At 67.7% G+C, this 17467-nt stretch carries 16 protein-coding genes; 2 read left to right on the forward strand and 14 right to left on the reverse strand.

Annotated elements, in window-relative coordinates:
* The first annotated feature begins 84 nt into the window (after positions 1 to 84).
* Complete coding sequence (locus tag J2S53_RS07185; protein ID WP_456242729.1) at positions 85 to 1092, forward strand: 5'-3' exonuclease; 1008 nt, start codon at positions 85 to 87, stop codon at positions 1090 to 1092.
* A gap of 54 nt (positions 1093 to 1146) precedes the next feature.
* On the opposite strand, the gene J2S53_RS07190 is transcribed toward J2S53_RS07185, so the two are convergent.
* The 14 genes from J2S53_RS07190 to dop all read right to left on the reverse strand — a co-directional run bounded on the left by J2S53_RS07190 (position 1147) and on the right by dop (position 16722).
* Positions 1147 to 2361: a GNAT family N-acetyltransferase gene (locus tag J2S53_RS07190; RefSeq protein WP_456240341.1), complete on the reverse strand. Its 1215-nt coding sequence runs from the start codon at positions 2359 to 2361 to the stop codon at positions 1147 to 1149.
* 105 nt (positions 2362 to 2466) lie between these two features.
* The gene (locus tag J2S53_RS07195; protein ID WP_165400653.1) at positions 2467 to 2982 is read right to left on the reverse strand and encodes a DUF4333 domain-containing protein; all 516 of its coding nucleotides are present in this window, start codon (positions 2980 to 2982) and stop codon (positions 2467 to 2469) included.
* Between the two features lie 175 nt (positions 2983 to 3157).
* A complete protein-coding gene (locus tag J2S53_RS07200) occupies positions 3158 to 5956 on the reverse strand; it encodes a DEAD/DEAH box helicase (RefSeq protein ID WP_456240342.1) in 2799 nt (932 codons plus the stop codon).
* A gap of 71 nt (positions 5957 to 6027) precedes the next feature.
* Positions 6028 to 6897: a twin-arginine translocase subunit TatC gene (gene tatC / locus J2S53_RS07205; RefSeq protein ID WP_456240343.1), complete on the reverse strand. Its 870-nt coding sequence runs from the start codon at positions 6895 to 6897 to the stop codon at positions 6028 to 6030.
* 100 nt (positions 6898 to 6997) lie between these two features.
* The gene (gene tatA / locus J2S53_RS07210; protein WP_456240344.1) at positions 6998 to 7303 is read right to left on the reverse strand and encodes a Sec-independent protein translocase subunit TatA; all 306 of its coding nucleotides are present in this window, start codon (positions 7301 to 7303) and stop codon (positions 6998 to 7000) included.
* A 78-nt stretch (positions 7304 to 7381) separates the two neighbouring features.
* Positions 7382 to 7573: a bacteriophage holin gene (locus J2S53_RS07215; RefSeq protein ID WP_092973389.1), complete on the reverse strand. Its 192-nt coding sequence runs from the start codon at positions 7571 to 7573 to the stop codon at positions 7382 to 7384.
* A gap of 18 nt (positions 7574 to 7591) precedes the next feature.
* A complete protein-coding gene (locus J2S53_RS07220) occupies positions 7592 to 8563 on the reverse strand; it encodes a helix-turn-helix transcriptional regulator (RefSeq protein ID WP_456240345.1) in 972 nt (323 codons plus the stop codon).
* On the reverse strand, positions 8560 to 9546 hold the full coding sequence (locus J2S53_RS07225; RefSeq protein WP_456240346.1) for a helix-turn-helix transcriptional regulator: 987 nt from the start codon (positions 9544 to 9546) through the stop codon (positions 8560 to 8562). The genes J2S53_RS07220 and J2S53_RS07225 overlap by 4 nt, the downstream gene beginning before the upstream one ends.
* A gap of 164 nt (positions 9547 to 9710) precedes the next feature.
* Positions 9711 to 11189 (reverse strand): amidase, encoded by a 1479-nt coding sequence (locus tag J2S53_RS07230; protein ID WP_456240347.1) that lies wholly within the window; start codon positions 11187 to 11189, stop codon positions 9711 to 9713.
* Between the two features lie 61 nt (positions 11190 to 11250).
* A complete protein-coding gene (gene pafA, locus J2S53_RS07235; RefSeq protein ID WP_043574844.1) occupies positions 11251 to 12609 on the reverse strand; it encodes a Pup--protein ligase in 1359 nt (452 codons plus the stop codon).
* Positions 12610 to 12815: 206 nt separating this feature from the next.
* Positions 12816 to 13589: a proteasome subunit alpha gene (prcA, locus tag J2S53_RS07240; protein ID WP_130467685.1), complete on the reverse strand. Its 774-nt coding sequence runs from the start codon at positions 13587 to 13589 to the stop codon at positions 12816 to 12818.
* Between the two features lie 140 nt (positions 13590 to 13729).
* A complete protein-coding gene (prcB, locus tag J2S53_RS07245; RefSeq protein WP_456240348.1) occupies positions 13730 to 14578 on the reverse strand; it encodes a proteasome subunit beta in 849 nt (282 codons plus the stop codon).
* A gap of 225 nt (positions 14579 to 14803) precedes the next feature.
* On the reverse strand, positions 14804 to 15001 hold the full coding sequence (locus J2S53_RS07250; RefSeq protein WP_092927919.1) for a ubiquitin-like protein Pup: 198 nt from the start codon (positions 14999 to 15001) through the stop codon (positions 14804 to 14806).
* 224 nt (positions 15002 to 15225) lie between these two features.
* A complete protein-coding gene (gene dop / locus J2S53_RS07255; RefSeq protein WP_456240349.1) occupies positions 15226 to 16722 on the reverse strand; it encodes a depupylase/deamidase Dop in 1497 nt (498 codons plus the stop codon).
* Between the two features lie 194 nt (positions 16723 to 16916).
* Here dop and J2S53_RS07260 point away from each other — a divergent pair, with 194 nt between their 5' ends.
* Entirely contained in the window at positions 16917 to 17429 is a 513-nt protein-coding gene (locus J2S53_RS07260; RefSeq protein ID WP_456240350.1) for an NUDIX hydrolase, read from the forward strand.
* Positions 17430 to 17467: the final 38 nt, after the last annotated feature.

Genomic DNA, 17467 nt, shown 5'->3' on the forward strand with positions numbered 1-17467 from the left:
CCAAGTTTTCTTGTTGATTTGGTCGTGCCGGACGGCGTGCCGCACCGGAGGCGTGCCAAGCTGGGCGCCGTGAAGTCATCGGTGATGCTGCTCGACTCGGCCGGAATCTGGTTCCGCTCCTACTACGCGCTGCCGGAGTCACTGACCTCTCCGGACGGAACTCCGGTGAACGCGGTACGCGGATTCTGCGACATGCTCGCGAAACTGCTCACCGAGCGCGCGCCCGGCCGGATCGTGGCGTGTCTGGACAACGACTGGCGCCCCGACTTCCGGGTGCGTGCACTGCCCTCGTACAAGGCACACCGGGTGGCCGAACCCGCCCCGAAGTCCGGGACAACGGCGGACGGGACGGCGGGGACGGACACATCGGAGGAAGCGGTTCCCGACACGCTGGAACCGCAGGTTCCGGTGATTCTGGACCTGCTCGCCGCGTTGGGCATCGACACCGCCGAGGCCGAGGGCTACGAGGCCGACGACGTGATCGCGACGCTGGTGGCGCGGGAGGACACCGATCCGATCGAGGTGATCACGGGCGACCGCGATCTGTTCCAACTCGTGCGGGAGTCCCCCACCACATGCCGGGTCGTCTACATCGGTGGCGGACTGGCCAAGGCACAGGACTACGGTCCGGTGGAGCTGGCAGCACGGTACGAGCTGCCCACCGAGAACGCGGGGCGGGCCTACGCCGAGATGGCGATGCTGCGCGGAGATCCCTCGGACGGGTTGCCCGGCGTGGCCGGGATCGGGGAGAAGACGGCGGCCAAACTGATCACGCGATTCGGCTCGCTGACCGAACTGCGTGCGGCGGCCGATGCCGGGGACCAGGGGGTGACGAAACGCAACCGGGAGAAACTGTCGGAGGCCGCGGACTACCTCGACGCCGCACCGACGGTGGTCAACACCGTGTCCGACGCCCCGGTGATCCACAGCCTGCCCTCCGACGCCCTGCCCCACGACACCCTGCCCCACGATACGAGGCCCTCCAGCGCTGGACTCGCTACCGCCGTCGACATCGATCGGGTTCGCGGGCTGCAACGGGAATGGGGGCTCGGCAGCACCGTGGACCGGCTGCTCGACGCGTTGCGGGAGTGAGTCCCGCACGGCGCGGGACCGAGCCGACCCGACGACCCGACCGGAAAACTTCGATCAGAAGTGCGTGCCGCACCAGGCGTGCCCCCGCGTGGCGAACAGCGCGTCGGCCACCGGCAGCGCGGCGGGATCGTGCACGGCGAGCAGGTTCGCGTCCGCGAGGGTGGAGGGCTCGACCTCGCCGAACAGCAGCGGCGCCAGCTGGGCGACGTCGAGACTCAGCTGCGTTTCGCGGGTACCGCGTTCGACCCCTTCGGGACCGACCAGGTACCGGCCCTCGTTGTGGGGCAGCGTGGCATCGCGTACCTCGAGCACCACTGCGCCGGATCCGGCGTACTCACGCGCCCGCAGGGCGGCGTCGACGTCCACCGGGCGAACCCACAGGTCGTCGTAGACGTCTCGTACCCGGCACTGCCTGCTGTCGGTCAACCACCACTCCAACGGCTCGTCGAGCGGTCGTTCGATCGCCACCACCTCGTCCGCCAGGTCGATGCCGAGCAGGAACCGCCACAGCTCACAGGACGCGGCCGAGTCGGCCGCCCGCATGTCCAGCACCCGTAGCGTGGTGCGTCCGTCACCGAACCTGTAGTCGTTGCTGTGCGTCGTCCAGCGAACGAACCCGTCGTCATTGCCCGCCGCGTCGCGGTGCACAGCCGTCGAGGTGTGTTCCTCACTCGTACCGTCCCGGCGCAGCTGGGTCTGCCACCAGACCCACGGACGAGCGATAGCACCCGGCCCGGCGGGCAGGTTCCGGTAGATCTCGGGGAGCAGTCGACCGGCCGTTTCGGAATCGACCAGTCGCACGTCGCCACCGCCGGGAGCGCTGGCACGCAGCTTCGCGGCACTCTTCTCCAGGCGAACCGTGCGTGCCCTGGTGGCGATCCCGTAGCCGAAACGCCCGTAGATGGCCGTCTCCGAAGCGTGCAACATCGCGAACGGCTCACCGAGTCGCCACGTCTCGTGCAGCTGGGCACGCATCAGCTGGGTCAGCACACCCCGCCGGGTCCGGTCCGCTCGCACACCGACGGCCGTCACGGCCGCGGCGGACGACTCGGCCCCACCCGGCAGCACCACCGAAGCGGGAAACGCTATCGCGGTTCCGGCCAGCTCACCGTCGAGGTGATCTCCCCAGACCCGGCCGACCTCGTACGGAGGCGCCATCCGTCGCCAAGCGGTATCGCTCGCGGCGGGCATGTGCAGCGCGGCTCGGAAGAGGTCGTGCGCGGCGCGATACTCGGATTCCGCCAACAGCCTGACATCGTGCTCGATCACGCCTTCATGATGCCGCCGATGCTCCACACGGTCGAATGATTTGACGAGGCTCACGGAGTACCGCCCGCTCGTTCGAGGAGCACACACTCGAACGTGCGGGAACAATCAGTCGGGTCTGCCGACCGCGTAGGTCCCCTTCTCGTCCCGGATCACGACCCGAACGTTCTTGGTGACGCCGCCGACCCGCATTTCGCAGGTGAAACTGTGTCCGGCGCGCACCGGTTCCCCCTTGGGGCAAGTGACCGACTCGATACCGTCCACGCCGTAGGAATCCCGCGCGATCTGGCGCACCCCCTGCTGCACCGAATCGGCCTCCAGCACGGTGCGGTGGAACCAGCCGGGGGTGACGAATCCCAGTACGGCAACCACCAGCGCGGACAGCAGAATCACGGACCCGAGTAACCAGGGCCACGCGCGGCGTCGGCGCCGCCCCTCGGGGGCACCGGAGCCGATTCCACTGCCCGGGGGACGGTCCCACGGAGAACCCCGCAGGTCCCCGCCGAAGGACCTCGCCGGGGAGGCAGCCCGCTGCTCGAAGCCGACGCCGGGTGAGCCGGACAGCCCGTAGTGATGCCGTTCGTCCGGCTGCCCGTGCGGCGACGAGCCGTAGGGGTTGCTCATGTGCGCCTTTCGACGGAGGTCAGCTCGCATCGGATCGGCCGACGTCGGGATCCGATCCAACCACAATCGAAGAGGACTGATCGGAGGTGGGCTTCTCCCGGAGCGGAGCGACCCGCTCCGGGAAACCTCGGTTCACCGGCCACAGAGCCACCCGGTCGCTGATTCTCTCGGCAGGTCACACGGAGCCCGCGGCCACCACACCCCGCCGAATCCCGTTGATCGCCTTGCTCGCGGCCGAACCGACCGGATCCTCCCGGCCGAGAACCTCGCGGATCTGGTCCAGCAGGTCGATCACCTGCCTGCACCAGCGCACGAAGTCCCCCGCGGAGAGTTCGTGTCCCGCGGAGGCGGATGCGGTCAGCACCTTCTCCAGCGAGTCCCCCCTAGCCCAGCGGTACACCGGCCAGGCGAATCCCGCGTCGGGTTCCCGGGTGCGGTCCAGCTTGTGCCTGCGCTCGTCGTCCTCCAGCTCCGCCCAGAGTTCCCAGGTCGCCGAAACAGCTTCGGACACCGCCCCCGGCGGGACCTCCGGAACCATCGGCGCGTCGCCTCTGGACTCGTAGACCAGCGACGAGACCACCGCGGCGAGCTGTGCCGGTTGCAGCGCACGCCACTTGCCCACGCGCAGGCACTCGGCGAGCAGCAGGTCGGACTCGCTGTAGAGCCGCGCCAACCGCTTGCCGTGGTCGGTGACCGGGTCGTCCGGACTGTGCGGATCCAGGTAGTGACGCTCCCCGAGCAACGCGGTGATCCGGTCGAAGGAACGCACCAACGAGTTCGTCGTGGCGGCCACCTTGTTCCTGATCTGTTCGGTCTCGCGGCGCAGTCGCTCGTGGCGCTCCGCCCACCTGGCGTGGTTCTCGCGCTCGTCGCAACCGTGGCAGGGATGCGACCGCATCGCCCGGCGCAGGCTGGCCAGTTCCCGGTCGTCACCGGCCGAAGAGCCCTTGCCGCCACGGCGCTTGCCCGCGGGAGCGATCCCGCTCTCCCGTAGCGTGTTCGCGAGCTGGCGCCGCGACTTGGGCGAGCGGACGTCGACGTACTTGGGCAGCTTGATCCTGTCCTGGGGTTCGACGGGATTGGTGAAGTCGGCGACCGAGACCCTTCCGGCCCAACGGTCCTCCGTCACCACCAGCGGTCGTGCCTCGCCCATCGGATCCAGCCCCGGATCGACCACCACGGCCAGCCCGGAGCGCTTGCCGGACGGAATCGTGATCACGTCGCCCTTGCGCAACTTCTCGAGCGACTCGGCCGCCTCGGCACGCTTGGCGGCCTTGTTCTGCTTCGCGAGTTCTTTCTCCCGATCGGAGATACGACGCCGCAGATCGAAGTACTCGGCGAAATCACCCTGGTCGCAGTGCATGGCTTCGGCATAGCCGTCGAGGGCGGCCGTGTTGCGTTCGACCCGCCTGGACTGCCCCACCACGGAACGATCCGCCTGGAACTGGGCGAACGACTGCTCCAGCAGTTCCCGGGCCGACTCGGTCCCGAGGCGTCCGACCAGGTTGACGGCCATGTTGTATCCGGGCCGGAACGAGGAACGCAGCGGATAGGTACGCGTGGAGGCCAGCCCCGCGACCTGCTCGGGATCCATACCCGGTTGCCAGATCACCACGGCGTGCCCGTCCACGTCGATACCCCGACGCCCGGCACGCCCGGTGAGCTGGGTGTACTCGCCGGGAGTCAGATCGACGTGCGACTCCCCGTTGAACTTCACCAGCCGTTCCAGCACCACGGTGCGGGCGGGCATGTTGATGCCCAGCGCCAGTGTCTCGGTGGCGAACACCGCCTTGACCAGACCGCGGACGAACAGTTCCTCGACGGTTTCCTTGAACGCGGGAAGCAGTCCCGCGTGGTGGGCGGCGACACCCCGTTCGAGGGCCTCCCGCCACTCCCAGTACCCGAGCACGTCCAGATCGCTCTCGGGCAGGGTACTGGTGTACTCGTCGATCACCGCGCGGATCTCGTCCAGCTCCTCCTCGCTGGTCAGCCGCAGACCGGAACGAACGCACTGGCCCACGGCGGCATCGCACCCCGCACGGCTGAAGATGAACACGATGGCGGGCAGCAGCTCGGCCTCGTCGAGCTGATTGAGCACGTCCACCCGCGAGGGCTGGAAGGACTTCCCACCCCGATTCTGCACGCGCCGCTTGCCGTCCCGACCACGACGCACCTTGCCGGGTGGCTCCCTGGTACGCCCCAGTTCACGGGTGTGCCGCAGCAGATTGGGATTGATCTTGAGTTCGCGGTTCTCGTCCTCGCCGCCGAACAGGTCGAACATGCGGTTGCCCACCAGCATGTGCTGCCACAACGGGACAGGTCGGTGCTCGTCGACGACCACCGTGGTGTCGCCGCGCACCTCCACCAGCCACTCGCCGAACTCCTCGGCGTTGCTCACCGTGGCCGAGAGGCTGGCGACCTGCACCTGCTGCGGCAGGTGCAGAATCACTTCCTCCCAGACCGCACCCCGGAAACGGTCGGCGAGGTAGTGCACCTCGTCCATGACGACGTAGCCGAGCGCGTCCAGGCTGCTGGAACCCGCGTAGAGCATGTTGCGCAGCACCTCGGTGGTCATCACGACCACCTGGGCGCTGCCGTTGATCGAGGTGTCGCCCGTCAGCAGCCCGACCGAACCCGTGCCGTAACGCTCGCACAGGTCGGTGTACTTCTGGTTGGAAAGCGCCTTGATCGGCGTGGTGTAGAAGCATTTGCGCCCACCGGCGAGGGCGAGGTTGACGGCGAACTCGCCGACAACGGTCTTGCCCGCGCCGGTGGGCGCACAGACGAGCACCCCGTGCCCGTCCTCGAGCGCCTGGCAGGCGGTCCGCTGGAACGGATCCAGCTCGAAGGACAGGTCGATCGTGAAGGCCCGCAGTCTCGGATGCGCACTCCGCGCTTGGTGCGCGGCGTACGCCGCCGCGGGATCAGCGGACCCGGCGCTCGTCTCCGTGGTTTCAATACGGCTGTCAGCCACTCTCCCAGACTTTCATATCTCGGCCGTGAACGTGTCCACCATGCTGACACCGAGGCCGCCCGGGGGAGCGGTCAGGTCGCGTCGTCCTCCTCGACACCGGATCTGGCCGGACCACCGACATCGACCTCGGAGGGCCGGGTATCCAGCTCGGACGGCTGATCGGGGTCGACCTGCTGCGCCGAGGCCTGCTTGCGCGCCTTGGAGTTGTCGTGAGCCCGGCAGATCAGCAGGGCCAATCCGTACAGCGTGCACAGGGCCGCGGCCAGTACCAGCATGGACAACGGATCCTGCCCCGGGGTGGCGATGGCGGCGAAGACGAACAACGCGAACACGCTGCCACGCCACCAGTTGCGCAGCTTGGCGTAGCTCACGACACCGGCCCGGTTCAGCATCACCATGACCAGCGGCAGTTCGAAGCTGATACCGAAGAACAACAGCATCAGCAGCACGAAGTTGATGTACTCCCCGCCGGTCAGCGCGGTGAAGAACGATCCGCCACCGAAGCCCGACATGAAGGCGAGTCCCTTCGGGGCGACGAAGTAGGCCAGCGCCGCACCCGCCACGAAAAGGAGACTGCCGATGCCCACGAAAACCCTGGCGAACTTGCGTTCCCTGGCATGCAGCCCGGGCGCTATGAACGCCCAGAACTGATACAACCAGATCGGGCTCAGCAGCACCGCACCCAGCGACAGGCCGACCTTGAGCTGGATCATGAAGATCTCGAAGGGACGGGTCTGCATGAGCTGGCACTTGTCGTTCGGACTCAGCCGCATGTCGGAGGGCAACGAGCAGTACGGTCCGGTCACGAAGTCACCGAGACTCGGCAACCCGAACAGTTGGTGGGAGAACCACCAGAAACCGAAGATCCCGCCGATGATCACCGCCAGCAGGGCCACCCCGAACCGGTAGCGCAGTTCGTAGAGGTGATCGACCAGTGTCATGGTCCCGTCGGGGTTCCGGCGGCGACTGTACTTGGTGCGATCACGCCCGAACGGGTTGAGGCGGCGAAGCCGACTGCCTTCCACCGTCACAGCCCCCGCGTCAGTTCGTGGCGTCGTTGCGGTGCTTGTCCTCGGCCGGCCGTTCGCCGTTCAACCGCTCCGCGCTGGTCGCCGTGAACCCGGTCGAGTGCTGCTCACCCGTGGTGAGCTGTTGCGGATCGCTCCGTTCGGAATCGCCTTGGGGGGACGCGGCCTGCTCGTCCTGCTTCATACCACGCGTCTCCGCCTTGAAGACCCGTGCGGACTGACCGAGCGACCTGGCCAGCTGCGGCAGTTTGGCGGCTCCGAAGAGCAACACCAACACACCGACGATGAGGACCAGCTCCCAACCACCGGGGAAACTCATGCTTGTACACCTCTTCTCAAGCCTGCTGCAACGGGGATATTACGCCGGACGAGGCCGGTTTCGACAGGTTCGATCGGATCAATGACGCTTCAGGGCGATCCCGATTCCGGCACCGCGTGCCCGCAGCAGACCGAGCCGGTCGGACAGCTCACCGGACACCCGGGTGTATGCGGACCGCGCGCGGCGAACCGAGCGGAGTGTGGTCAGCACCACGGGGATCAGGGCGATCAGGGCCACCAGCACAAGTCCCACCATCAACGCGTACGGCACGGTGACACCGTATCGCCCTCAGGTGGACAGCGGGTGAAGCGACCGTTCCAATGCTTCGTCCGCGCGCTGTCGAACCTCGGTCGCCAGTTCCGCGGGTGCGAGGATCCTTCCTCCCCCACCCAGTCCGAGTACCAGCCGCACCAACCACGCGTGGTCGGAGTAGCGCAGCCTCACCCTGGTGGATCCGTCCGGTAGATCGGTGAGCTCGTCGACGGCGTAGTACTCGGCAACCCAGCGGGCCTCGGGACGCAGTACGAGTTCGACGCTCGGCTGCGGCTCCGCGGGGCGGAACGGTCCTCCCGAGAGGTCGGTGCTGGTCGCCTCGGCCGGGGGACGCGTGGGCTCGTCGAGAACCTCGGCGTCGTCGATCCGGTCCAGCCGGAACAGCCGTACCCCACCCGCGCGCCGGCACCAGGCCTCCAAGTAGCTGTGCCCCTGCACGAGCACCAACCGCATCGGGTCGACCGTACGTTCGGTGATCTCGTCCCTGGAGGCGGTGTAGTACCTGATGTGCAGCGCGTTGCCCAGTCTGGTGCCTTCCTCGACGGTCGAGCCCACCTCGGTGGACACCGGTCGGGACTCATCGGCCAACCCGACCACGACACCTTGGCGCCGTGCGGCGCCCACAGCGTTCTCGACCTTCACCAACGCCCTGCGCACCGCGTCGGTGTCGGCGATGCCCGGTGTCTCGGACAGCGCACGCAACGCCACCTGCAGCGAGGTGGCCTCCTGACCGGTCAGGCGCAGCGGTCTGCGCATCCCCGCGTCGTAGACCACCGTGACGGTGTCCCCGCTGAACGACAGATCGATCAGATCCCCGGGGCCGTATCCCGGCAGGCCGCACATCCAGAGCAGCTCGAGATCCCGACGAATCTGCTGCGCGTTGACCCCGAAATCGGCCGCGACCTCGGTCACCTCGATTCCCGGCCTGTTGACCAGGTACGGAATCATCGCGAGCAACCGAGGCAGCCGCTCACTCGTGCTGCTCACCGATCTCCCTCCCGAAGGGTCCGCAACGTCGCCAGGTGTGCCTCGCGGACGGACTTCCGCAACGTTTCCGGTTCCAGGACCACCACATCGGGTCCGTAGCCCGCGAGCCACCCCGTCGCCGATTCGGGATAGCTCAGTTCGAGACGCAGCTCCTCACCCGCGACGCCGTCCAGCTCACGCTCGGCGACGACTTCCGCGTCCCGCCGCACCCCCTGGGCACGTCCGCTCGCCACCCACAGGCGCACCGGAGTTCGCGGTGGTGGTGTCGACTCGAAACCGGTGACCAGACTCATCAGGTCAACGTCCTCGGGGCGGTTCACCTGCCCCCGCGAGCCGAAGGCGCACACCTCTCCGGTGATGCGGGAGAGCCGAAAACAACGCGCGGCCTGCCGGTCCCTGTCGTGGCCGACCACGTACCACCGGCCGCACCAGGACACCACTCCCCACGGTTCCACGGTTCGCGGCTGCGCGGAACTGCTGGCGGGTCTGCGGTAGTCGAAGGTCACCGGCCGCCCTTCGCGTACGGCGATCAGCAGCGGAGAGAAGGCCGGTTCGTCCGCCCGCACCTTGGGTTCGATCGGTCCGGCGGCGCTGTCGTCGACATCGACACCGGCGGCACGCAGCTTGTGCAGGGCACCGCGCGCGGCGGTGCCGAATTCGGGGGCCTCCCAGAGTCGGGAGGCCAGCGCCACGGCGGCGGCCTCGTCGGACTCGAGCGCGATGTCACCGATCTCGTAGTCACGGCGCGCTATCCGGTAGCCGTCGATACCGTCGAAGGCCGAGTTGCGCCCGGTCTCGAGCGGGATACCCAGGTCGCGGAGTTCGGCCTTGTCACGTTCGAATGTTCGATAGAACGCCTCGTCACTGGCAGCGTCGGAATAACCGGGAACGATCCCCCTGATTCGCTCCGCGGTGAGGTACTGGCGAGTCGACAGCAGACACAGCACCAGGTTGACCAGGCGTTCTGCGCGCGGAATGCCCACTGTCCCGAGTCTAGTGACGGTAAGGGCGGTCACGTTCGCGGGCCGGCGTCGTGACCTGATGAAACGGTGCGCCCGAACCTCTGCCGGGAAATCTGGATGCATTCCAGACTACCCGGCACGCTAGCTTGCCCTATCGGGCGACCGAAGCACGTAAGGCCCGCAGGTCACAGCGGGGGTTCGCGCCGAGCCCAGGGCCGCGCACGCTCCAGCTGCGCAGCCAGTCGGAACAGCATCCCCTCACCCGCCAACGGCCCCACGAACTGCACACCGAGCGGCAGCCCGTCGGGATCCCAGTACAGCGGAACGGACATGGCCGGCCTGCCGGTGATGTTGGCCAGCTGGGTGTAGGGCACGTGGCGCAGGTTCTCCCGGGCCACTCGGTCCACCATTCCGCTGGCACGCAGCATTCTCCCCAGCCCCAGCCCGAGCACGGCTCTGCCTGCCGCGCGCAGCGGCCCACCGGTCGCGAGCTCACCCACGCGTACCGGTGGCCCGGCGAGTCCGGGAGTCAACAGCAGGTCGTAGTCGCGGTGGAACTCGGCCAGCCTGCGCGTGTAGCCGTGCCAACGGTCGAGCAGCGCACTGTACTCGGGGCCACTGATGGTGCGCCCCACCGCAGCGAGCAGTCTGCTGTCCAGCTCGAACGAGGTTTCCGGCGCCCCGGTGGCAGTCACCGCGTCGTCGATCGAGGCCGCCAGCTTCACCGACCAGGCACGCAGGAAGTCCACGGCCAGCGAGTCGAGATCCACCGGTGAGCTCACCGGTTCCACGTGGTGCCCCAGTGACTCCAACAGCCGGGCGGCGTCGCTCAACGCCTCGGTCGCGTGGGGGTGCGGCCGTCCCAGCGCCGACTGCGAGGTGAAACCGACACGTAGCCGAGGGGGTTCGGAGGCGATCTCGGTGGTGAAGTCCCTGTGGGGCACAGCGGGTGAGTACGGACCAGCCGGATCGGCTCCCACGATCGCGCCCAGCGCGGCGGCGCTGTCCCGAACCGTACGCGAGAGCACACCGTCCGAGGCGGCACCGTGAAAGTTCTCCGCACGCACGGGTCCGGCGGGCACCAGGCCACGACCGGGTTTGAGCCCGAAGACGCCGCAGCACGCGGCCGGGATCCGGATGGACCCGCCTCCGTCACTGGCCCCGGCCACCGGCACGATCCCGGCGGCGACCGCGGCCGCCGAGCCGCCCGAGGAACCACCCGGAGTACGCTCCGGCGACCACGGGTTGCGGGAGGGCCCGAAGGCTTCGGGCTCGGTGACCGGTTTGGCCCCGAACTCGGGGGTGTTGGTGCGTCCGAACGGCAGCAGCCCCGCGTTCAGCCAGCGGCGCACCACCTCGGCGGTCTCCGGTGCCGCCACCCGCGCCAGCGCGGCTGTCCCCGCGCTGGAAGTGTGCCCTGCCAACTCCTGGTTCAAGTCCTTGAGCAGGAACGGAACCCCCGCGAGCGGACCACCGGCGGACAGCCCGCTCGCCAGTTCAGCCGCGGCCACCCGGTCGGTGCGGACCACCGCGTTGATGCGGTCGTTGACCTTCTCGTAGCGGTCGAAGGCGGCGTCGAGCAGCTCGGTCGCGGAGACCTCACCGCTGGAGACCAGCTCGGCCAGCCCCACCCCGTCGTGTTCGCGGTACTCCGAATAGTCCATGCCCACCCTTCCGTCGCGGCAGCCTCGACGCGTCCGGCCACGCGGATCGGACACGAACGAATCACAACGAGCTGATCAGACGTTCCACCCTCTCGTCCACCGCGCGGAACGGGTCCTTGCACAGCACTGTCCGCTGCGCCTGGTCGTTGAGTTTGAGGTGCACCCAGTCGACGGTGAAGTCCCTGCCCGCCGTCTGGGCGGCCGCGATGAAGTCGCCGCGGAGCTTGGCCCTGGTGCTCTGCGGCGGGGTGTCCTTGGCCGCCTCGATGTCACCGTCGTTGGTGGCACGGTCCACCAGGTCCTTGCGCTGCAACATCTCGAACAGACCCCGGTTGCGTCGCAGATCGTGGTAGGCCAGGTCGAGTTGCGCGATGCGCGGGCTGGAGAGCTCCAGTCCGTGCTTGTCGCGGTAGCGCTCCAGCAGGCGATGTTTGATGGCCCAGTCGACCTCCCGGTCGATCAGCGAGTAGTCCTGGTACTCCACGGCGTCCAGCGCCCTGCCCCACAGGTCCATGATCCGGTCCGTCATGGGGTCGGAACCGCGACGGGCCACGTACTCGACCGCGCGGCCGTAGTACTCCCGCTGGATGTCGAGCGCGGACGCCTCGCGGCCACCGGCCAGCCGCACGGGGCGTCTTCCGGTGAGATCGTGGCTGATCTCCCGGATCGCGCGGATCGGGTTGTCCAGACTGAAGTCGTGGAACTGCACGCCCTGCTCGATCATCTCCAGCACCAGGTTGACGGTGCCCACCTTCAGCAGGGTGGTGACCTCGGACATGTTCGAGTCACCCACGATCACGTGCAGCCTGCGGTAGCGCTCCGCGTCGGCGTGCGGCTCGTCCCTGGTGTTGATGATCGGGCGGGAGCGGGTGGTGGCACTGGAAACTCCCTCCCAGATGTGCTCCGCCCGCTGGGACAGGCAGTAGACCGCGCCGCGGGGGGTTTGCAGCACCTTGCCCGCTCCGCAGATCAACTGTCGGGTGACGAGGAAGGGCAACAGCACGTCGGCGATGCGGGAGAACTCCCCCGAACGCCCCACGAGGTAGTTCTCGTGGCAACCGTAGGAGTTGCCCGCCGAGTCGGTGTTGTTCTTGAACAGGAAGATGTCCCCGCCGATACCCTCGTCGGCCAGCCTCCGCTCGGCATCGGTGAGCAGATCCTCCAGTATGCGCTCACCCGCCTTGTCATGGGTGACGAGCTGGACGAGATCGTCGCACTCGGCCGTGGCGTACTCGGGGTGCGAACCGACGTCCAGATAGAGTCTCGCGCCGTTGCGCAGGAAAACGTTCGAGGAACGGCCCCACGAAACGACCTTTCGGAACAGGTATCTGGCAACCTCGTCCGGGGAGAGCCTGCGTTGCCCGTGAAAGGTACAGGTCACCCCGAACTCGGTCTCGATGCCGAAGATCCTCCGCTGCATGCCTCCACAGTAGGCGTCTTCGTCGAACTCGGCGGTCCGCCGTTCGGGGCCGGACGCGAGAAAATTCGGTCGAAAACACCACACACCGTGGCCGCACGCGGGCCGGAAGCGGGGTTTCGGCGGTCGGGGACCGAACACCGAAACCACCGGTTCCGCTCGTCACGACACCGCCGTGCCCCCGGCGCGAGCCACCCGGGGCCGACCCGTCACTCGGGTGAGCCGCCGTTTTCCGACTGCTCCGAGTCGGATCCCGAGCCGGTGTCGTCCGCCCCCGAGCCAGACTGCTCGGACTCGTCGGGAAGCAGCTGGCGCAGTGCCGCACCGGTGATGCGACGGAACGTGCGGTGCGGCCTGGACCGTTCCAGCACCGCCACCTCCAACTGCCCGACTCCCAACTGGCGGGATCCCTCGCCGCCGGCCATCAGGGCGCTCACCGCCTCACGAACGGCGGGTTCGAGTTCCATGCCGTCGGTGAAGGAGTCCTTCAATACGGACGTGACGGTCTCGGCCTGCCCGCCCATCGCCACATACTGCGGTTCGTCGACGATGGAACCGTCGTAGGTCAACCGGTACAGCTGGTCCGCGTCCGGCGTGCTCCCCACCTCGGCGACACAGATCTCCACCTCGAAGGGCTTGACCTGTTCGGTGAAGATGGCCCCCAGCGTCTGCGCGTAGGAGTTGGCCAGTGCCCGACCGGTGACGTCACGCCGGTCGTAGGAGTAACCCTTGACATCGGCCATCCTGATACCGGCCATGCGCAGGTTCTCGAACTCGCTGTACCGCCCCACCGCGGCGAAGCCGATGCGATCGTAGATCTCGGAAATCTTGTGCAGGGTGGTCGAGGGGTTCTCGGCCACGAACAGCACCCCGCCCGTGTACTTGAGCACCACCACGCTACGACCCCGAGCGATCCCCTTGCGGGCGAGCTCGGAGCGTTCGCGCATCAGCTGCTCTGGCGAGGTGTAGAAGGGCATCGTCACGGTTGTGCACTCCTGGCTCGAATCGTGCTGTACCGACTTGGCACATGGCGCTTGCTTCGCACGCGGCGACGGACACCGGGCCGGCCGGAACGCACCGTGCTCCCGGTCGTGGCGATCCTGCCCCGCGCGGGCTCCCGGCCTCAGCCTCCGGGATTCTGCTGCCTGCCCGCGACGACCTCCTCGGCGACGGCGGCGGTGCGTTCCTCGGACATGCGGACAGCCCCCTCCGCACCGGTGATCGTGACCACCGTGGGATAGATCTTCCTGGCCACGTCCGGCCCACCCGTCGCGCTGTCGTCGTCGGCCGCGTCGTAGAGCGCCTCGATCGCGTTGCGCACGGCCGAGTCGACATCGGCCTCCGGATCGTGACGTTTCTTCAACGCCGACTTGGCGAACAGCGAGCCCGAGCCGACGGCGTTGTACCCCGTGCTCTCGTCGTAGCGTCCGCCGGTGATGTCGTAAGTGACGATGCGCCCCGCCCTCTCGGGGTCCTCGGCAGCGGTGTCGAAACCGGCGAACAGTGGAACCACCGCGAGTCCGGCCATCGCACCCTGCAGGTTGCCGCGCAACATGGTCGCGAGCTTGTTGGCCTTACCGTCCAGCGAGAGCGGAACGCCCTCGATCTTCTCGTAGTGCTCGAGTTCGACGGCGTACAGTCGCACCATCTCGAGCGCGATACCGGCGGTACCCGCGATCCCCACCGCGGAGTAGTCGTCGGTCACGTAGAGCTTGTCCATGTCCCGCTGGGCGATGATGTTGCCCATCGTGGAACGACGATCTCCCGCGAGCAGCACACCTCCCCGGAAGGTCAGCGCGACGATGGTCGTCCCGTGCGGCACGTCCATCGATCCCTCGGTGCTGTCCGCGGCCCGCGGCAGCATCTCGGGGGCCGTGGCTCGAAGGAAGTCCGTGAACGAGGAGGATCCGGGAGTGAAGTACTCGGGGGGCAGCGCCTGACCCGGATGGCTCCGAGTCGAGCTGGATTCCATGGGCGACATCGTCTCCTGCTCGAAGTAACTGGCGTCACATGATCGGTTGTGCACACTTTAGGCCGTGCGCGGTCGCGCCGGTCGGCCCGGTGCCGGCCGGCGCTGACCGCGAAGCGGGAGTCCCATCGGGCGGTTCGGACGTCTTGTCCCGCCGTCTCAGCCGGGAGCGGCAGGACGAACCGTCCCGAAGCACTCCGTTACTGGCCACCCTTCCGGGTCACTGGGTTACTGGCCACCCTTCTGGACGTAGGCCCGGACGAAGTCCTCGGCGTTCTCCTCCAGGACGTCGTCGATCTCGTCCAGAATGGTGTCCACGTCCTCGCCGAGCTTCTCCCGACGCTCCTGACCAGCGGATTCGGCACCGTTCTGTTCCTCGTCGCCTTCGTCTCCGCCGCCGTGCCGCTCAACCTTTTCCTGGGACATCTCGCCTCCCGGTGGTCTCATCGAGGATGCCTGCCCGAAACCGACACCGCGGCTTCCGCCGGGCGTACCCGACAACGTCCCGGGCCGGACGGGCAACAAAACATCCTGGTGTGAACACTACCTAGTCAATCGGCCGCACGCCCAGATCCAAAGGTGGCCGTTTTGGATCTGTCGCGCTCCGAAGATCCCGCGACCGAGTGGTCATCGAACCGGGCGCTCCGATATCACCCGCCGGTGAGGGAGTCCACCAGCTCCTCGGCGCTGGAGGCGGCCTCCAGCAGTTCACCCACGTGCGCCTTCGTCCCCCGCAGCGGTTCCAGGGTCGGGATACGCACCAGCGACTCGCGTCCCAGGTCGAAGATCACCGAGTCCCAGGAGGCGGCGGCGACCTCGTTCGGGTAGCGCTCCAGACACCGACCGCGGAAGTAGGCCCTGGTGTCCTCCGGCGGTGTCGTGACGGCCTCACGGACTTCCTCCTCGGCGAGGATGCGACGCATCGAACCACGGCTGACCAGCCGGTTGTACAGTCCCTTGTCCATGCGAACGTCGGCGTACTGCAGGTCGATCATGTGCAACCGCGGCGAGCCCCAGCCGAGGTTGTCCCGGCTGCGGTAGTTCTCCATCAGCTTCAACTTGGCGGGCCAGTCGAGCCGGTCGGCGCACTCCATCGGATCGCGCGCGAGCAGGTCTAGGACTTCTCCCCAGGTACGCACCACCTCGCCCGAGGTGTGGCTGCCGTGCGCCTCGACGTACTCCACCGCCCGCTCGTGATAGGCCCGCTGCAGGTCGAGACCGGTGAAATGTCGCCCGTCGGCGAGTTCGACCTTCTGATTGAGGCTCGGGTCGTGGCTGATCTGGTGCACCGCCTTGACCGGATCGGCCAACCGGAGATCGTCGAAACGACGTCCGGACTCGATCATGTCCAGGACCAGGGCGGTAGTGCCGAGCTTGAGGTAGGTGGCCGTCTCGGCGAGGTTGGCGTCGCCGAGGATCACGTGCAACCTGCGGTATTTGTCGGCATCGGCGTGGGGTTCGTCCCTGGTGTTGATGATGCCGCGTTTGAGGGTGGTCTCCAGCCCCACCTCGACCTCGACGTAATCGGCGCGCTGCGAGAGCTGGAAGCCCGGTTTCTCCCCCACCTGGCCGATGCCCACCCGGCCGGAACCGCAGACGATCTGCCTGGAGACGAAGAAGGGCGTGAGTCCGGCGATGACGGCCGTGAACGGGGTGTCACGGGCACACAGGTAGTTCTCGTGGGTGCCGTAGCTGGCGCCCTTGCCGTCGATGTTGTTCTTGTACAGCTGGATCGGGGTGGTGCTCGGTACGCTGGCGGCACGCAGCGCTGCCTCCTCCATCACCCGCTCCCCGGCCTTGTCCCAGAGCACGGCGTCACGCGGATTGGTCACCTCTGGAGCGGAGTACTCCGGGTGGGCGTGGTCGACGTAGAGTCGCGCACCGTTGGTGAGAATGACGTTGGCCGCACCGAGATCGTCACCCTCCGAGCCGTTCGACGGTGCCGTCGAGGCGCCCATGTCGAAGCCGCGGGCGTCGCGCAACGGCGATTCCACCTCGTAGTCCCACCGAGCGCGCCGCGCTCGGGGGATGTCGGCCGCCGCCGCGTAGGCCAGCACGATGTGGGTGGAGGTCAGCACCGGGTTCGCGGTCGCGTCTCCCGGCACGGTTATCCCGTACTCCACCTCGGTTCCCATGATCCGACGCATGGTATTCAGCCTACGGGTTCAACGCGGCGTACGACTCCCCGTAGCGTTCACATTCCGGTCCCGTGCGCGGGCAACGACGGTGGGCCCGCACCCACTGTCGACACCGGCTCGCTCACTGCCGCTACCGGCTCGACGCGGCACCGCGCGAGGACATTCTCCCCCGGCGCCGGCAACGGAACTGACATCCTCGGGTGGTGACCATCGGAGAGGAACGAGTCGCCGTCTACGACCGAAACGGCTCGGTGGTCGGTTCGGCCCTGCGAGCACGTATGCGCTCCGAGGGACTGTGGCACGCGGCCACCTCGGTGCTGGTGCGTTCCACGGACCTGACGAAGGTGTACGTGCACCGACGCACCGCGGACAAGGACGTCTACCCGGCCATGTACGACTGCTGGGCGGGCGGTGTCGTGGCGGCCGGTGAGACTCCGGACGAGGCAGCCCGGCGGGAGTTGGCCGAGGAGCTGGGAATCCAGGCGGAACCGCGTTTCCTGTTCCGGACCAGCCACGAACGAGGACCGGTGCGATTTCACGCTTTCGTGTACGAGATCCGCTGGGACGGGACCGTGATCCATCAGCCGGAGGAAATAGCCGCTGGCTGGTGGATGCCGCTGACCGAGCTGCGGGAACGCGCACGGGATCCGGACTGGCCGTTCGTTCCGGACGGCAGGCAGTTCCTCACCGAGTGGTTCGACCTCCGGGAAAGTTGATTGAAGTTTTCCGGTCGGGTTTCGAACTACTCGCTTGG

The sequence above is a fragment of the Actinopolyspora lacussalsi genome, assembly GCA_030803735.1.
Classification (GTDB): domain Bacteria; phylum Actinomycetota; class Actinomycetes; order Mycobacteriales; family Pseudonocardiaceae; genus Actinopolyspora; species Actinopolyspora lacussalsi.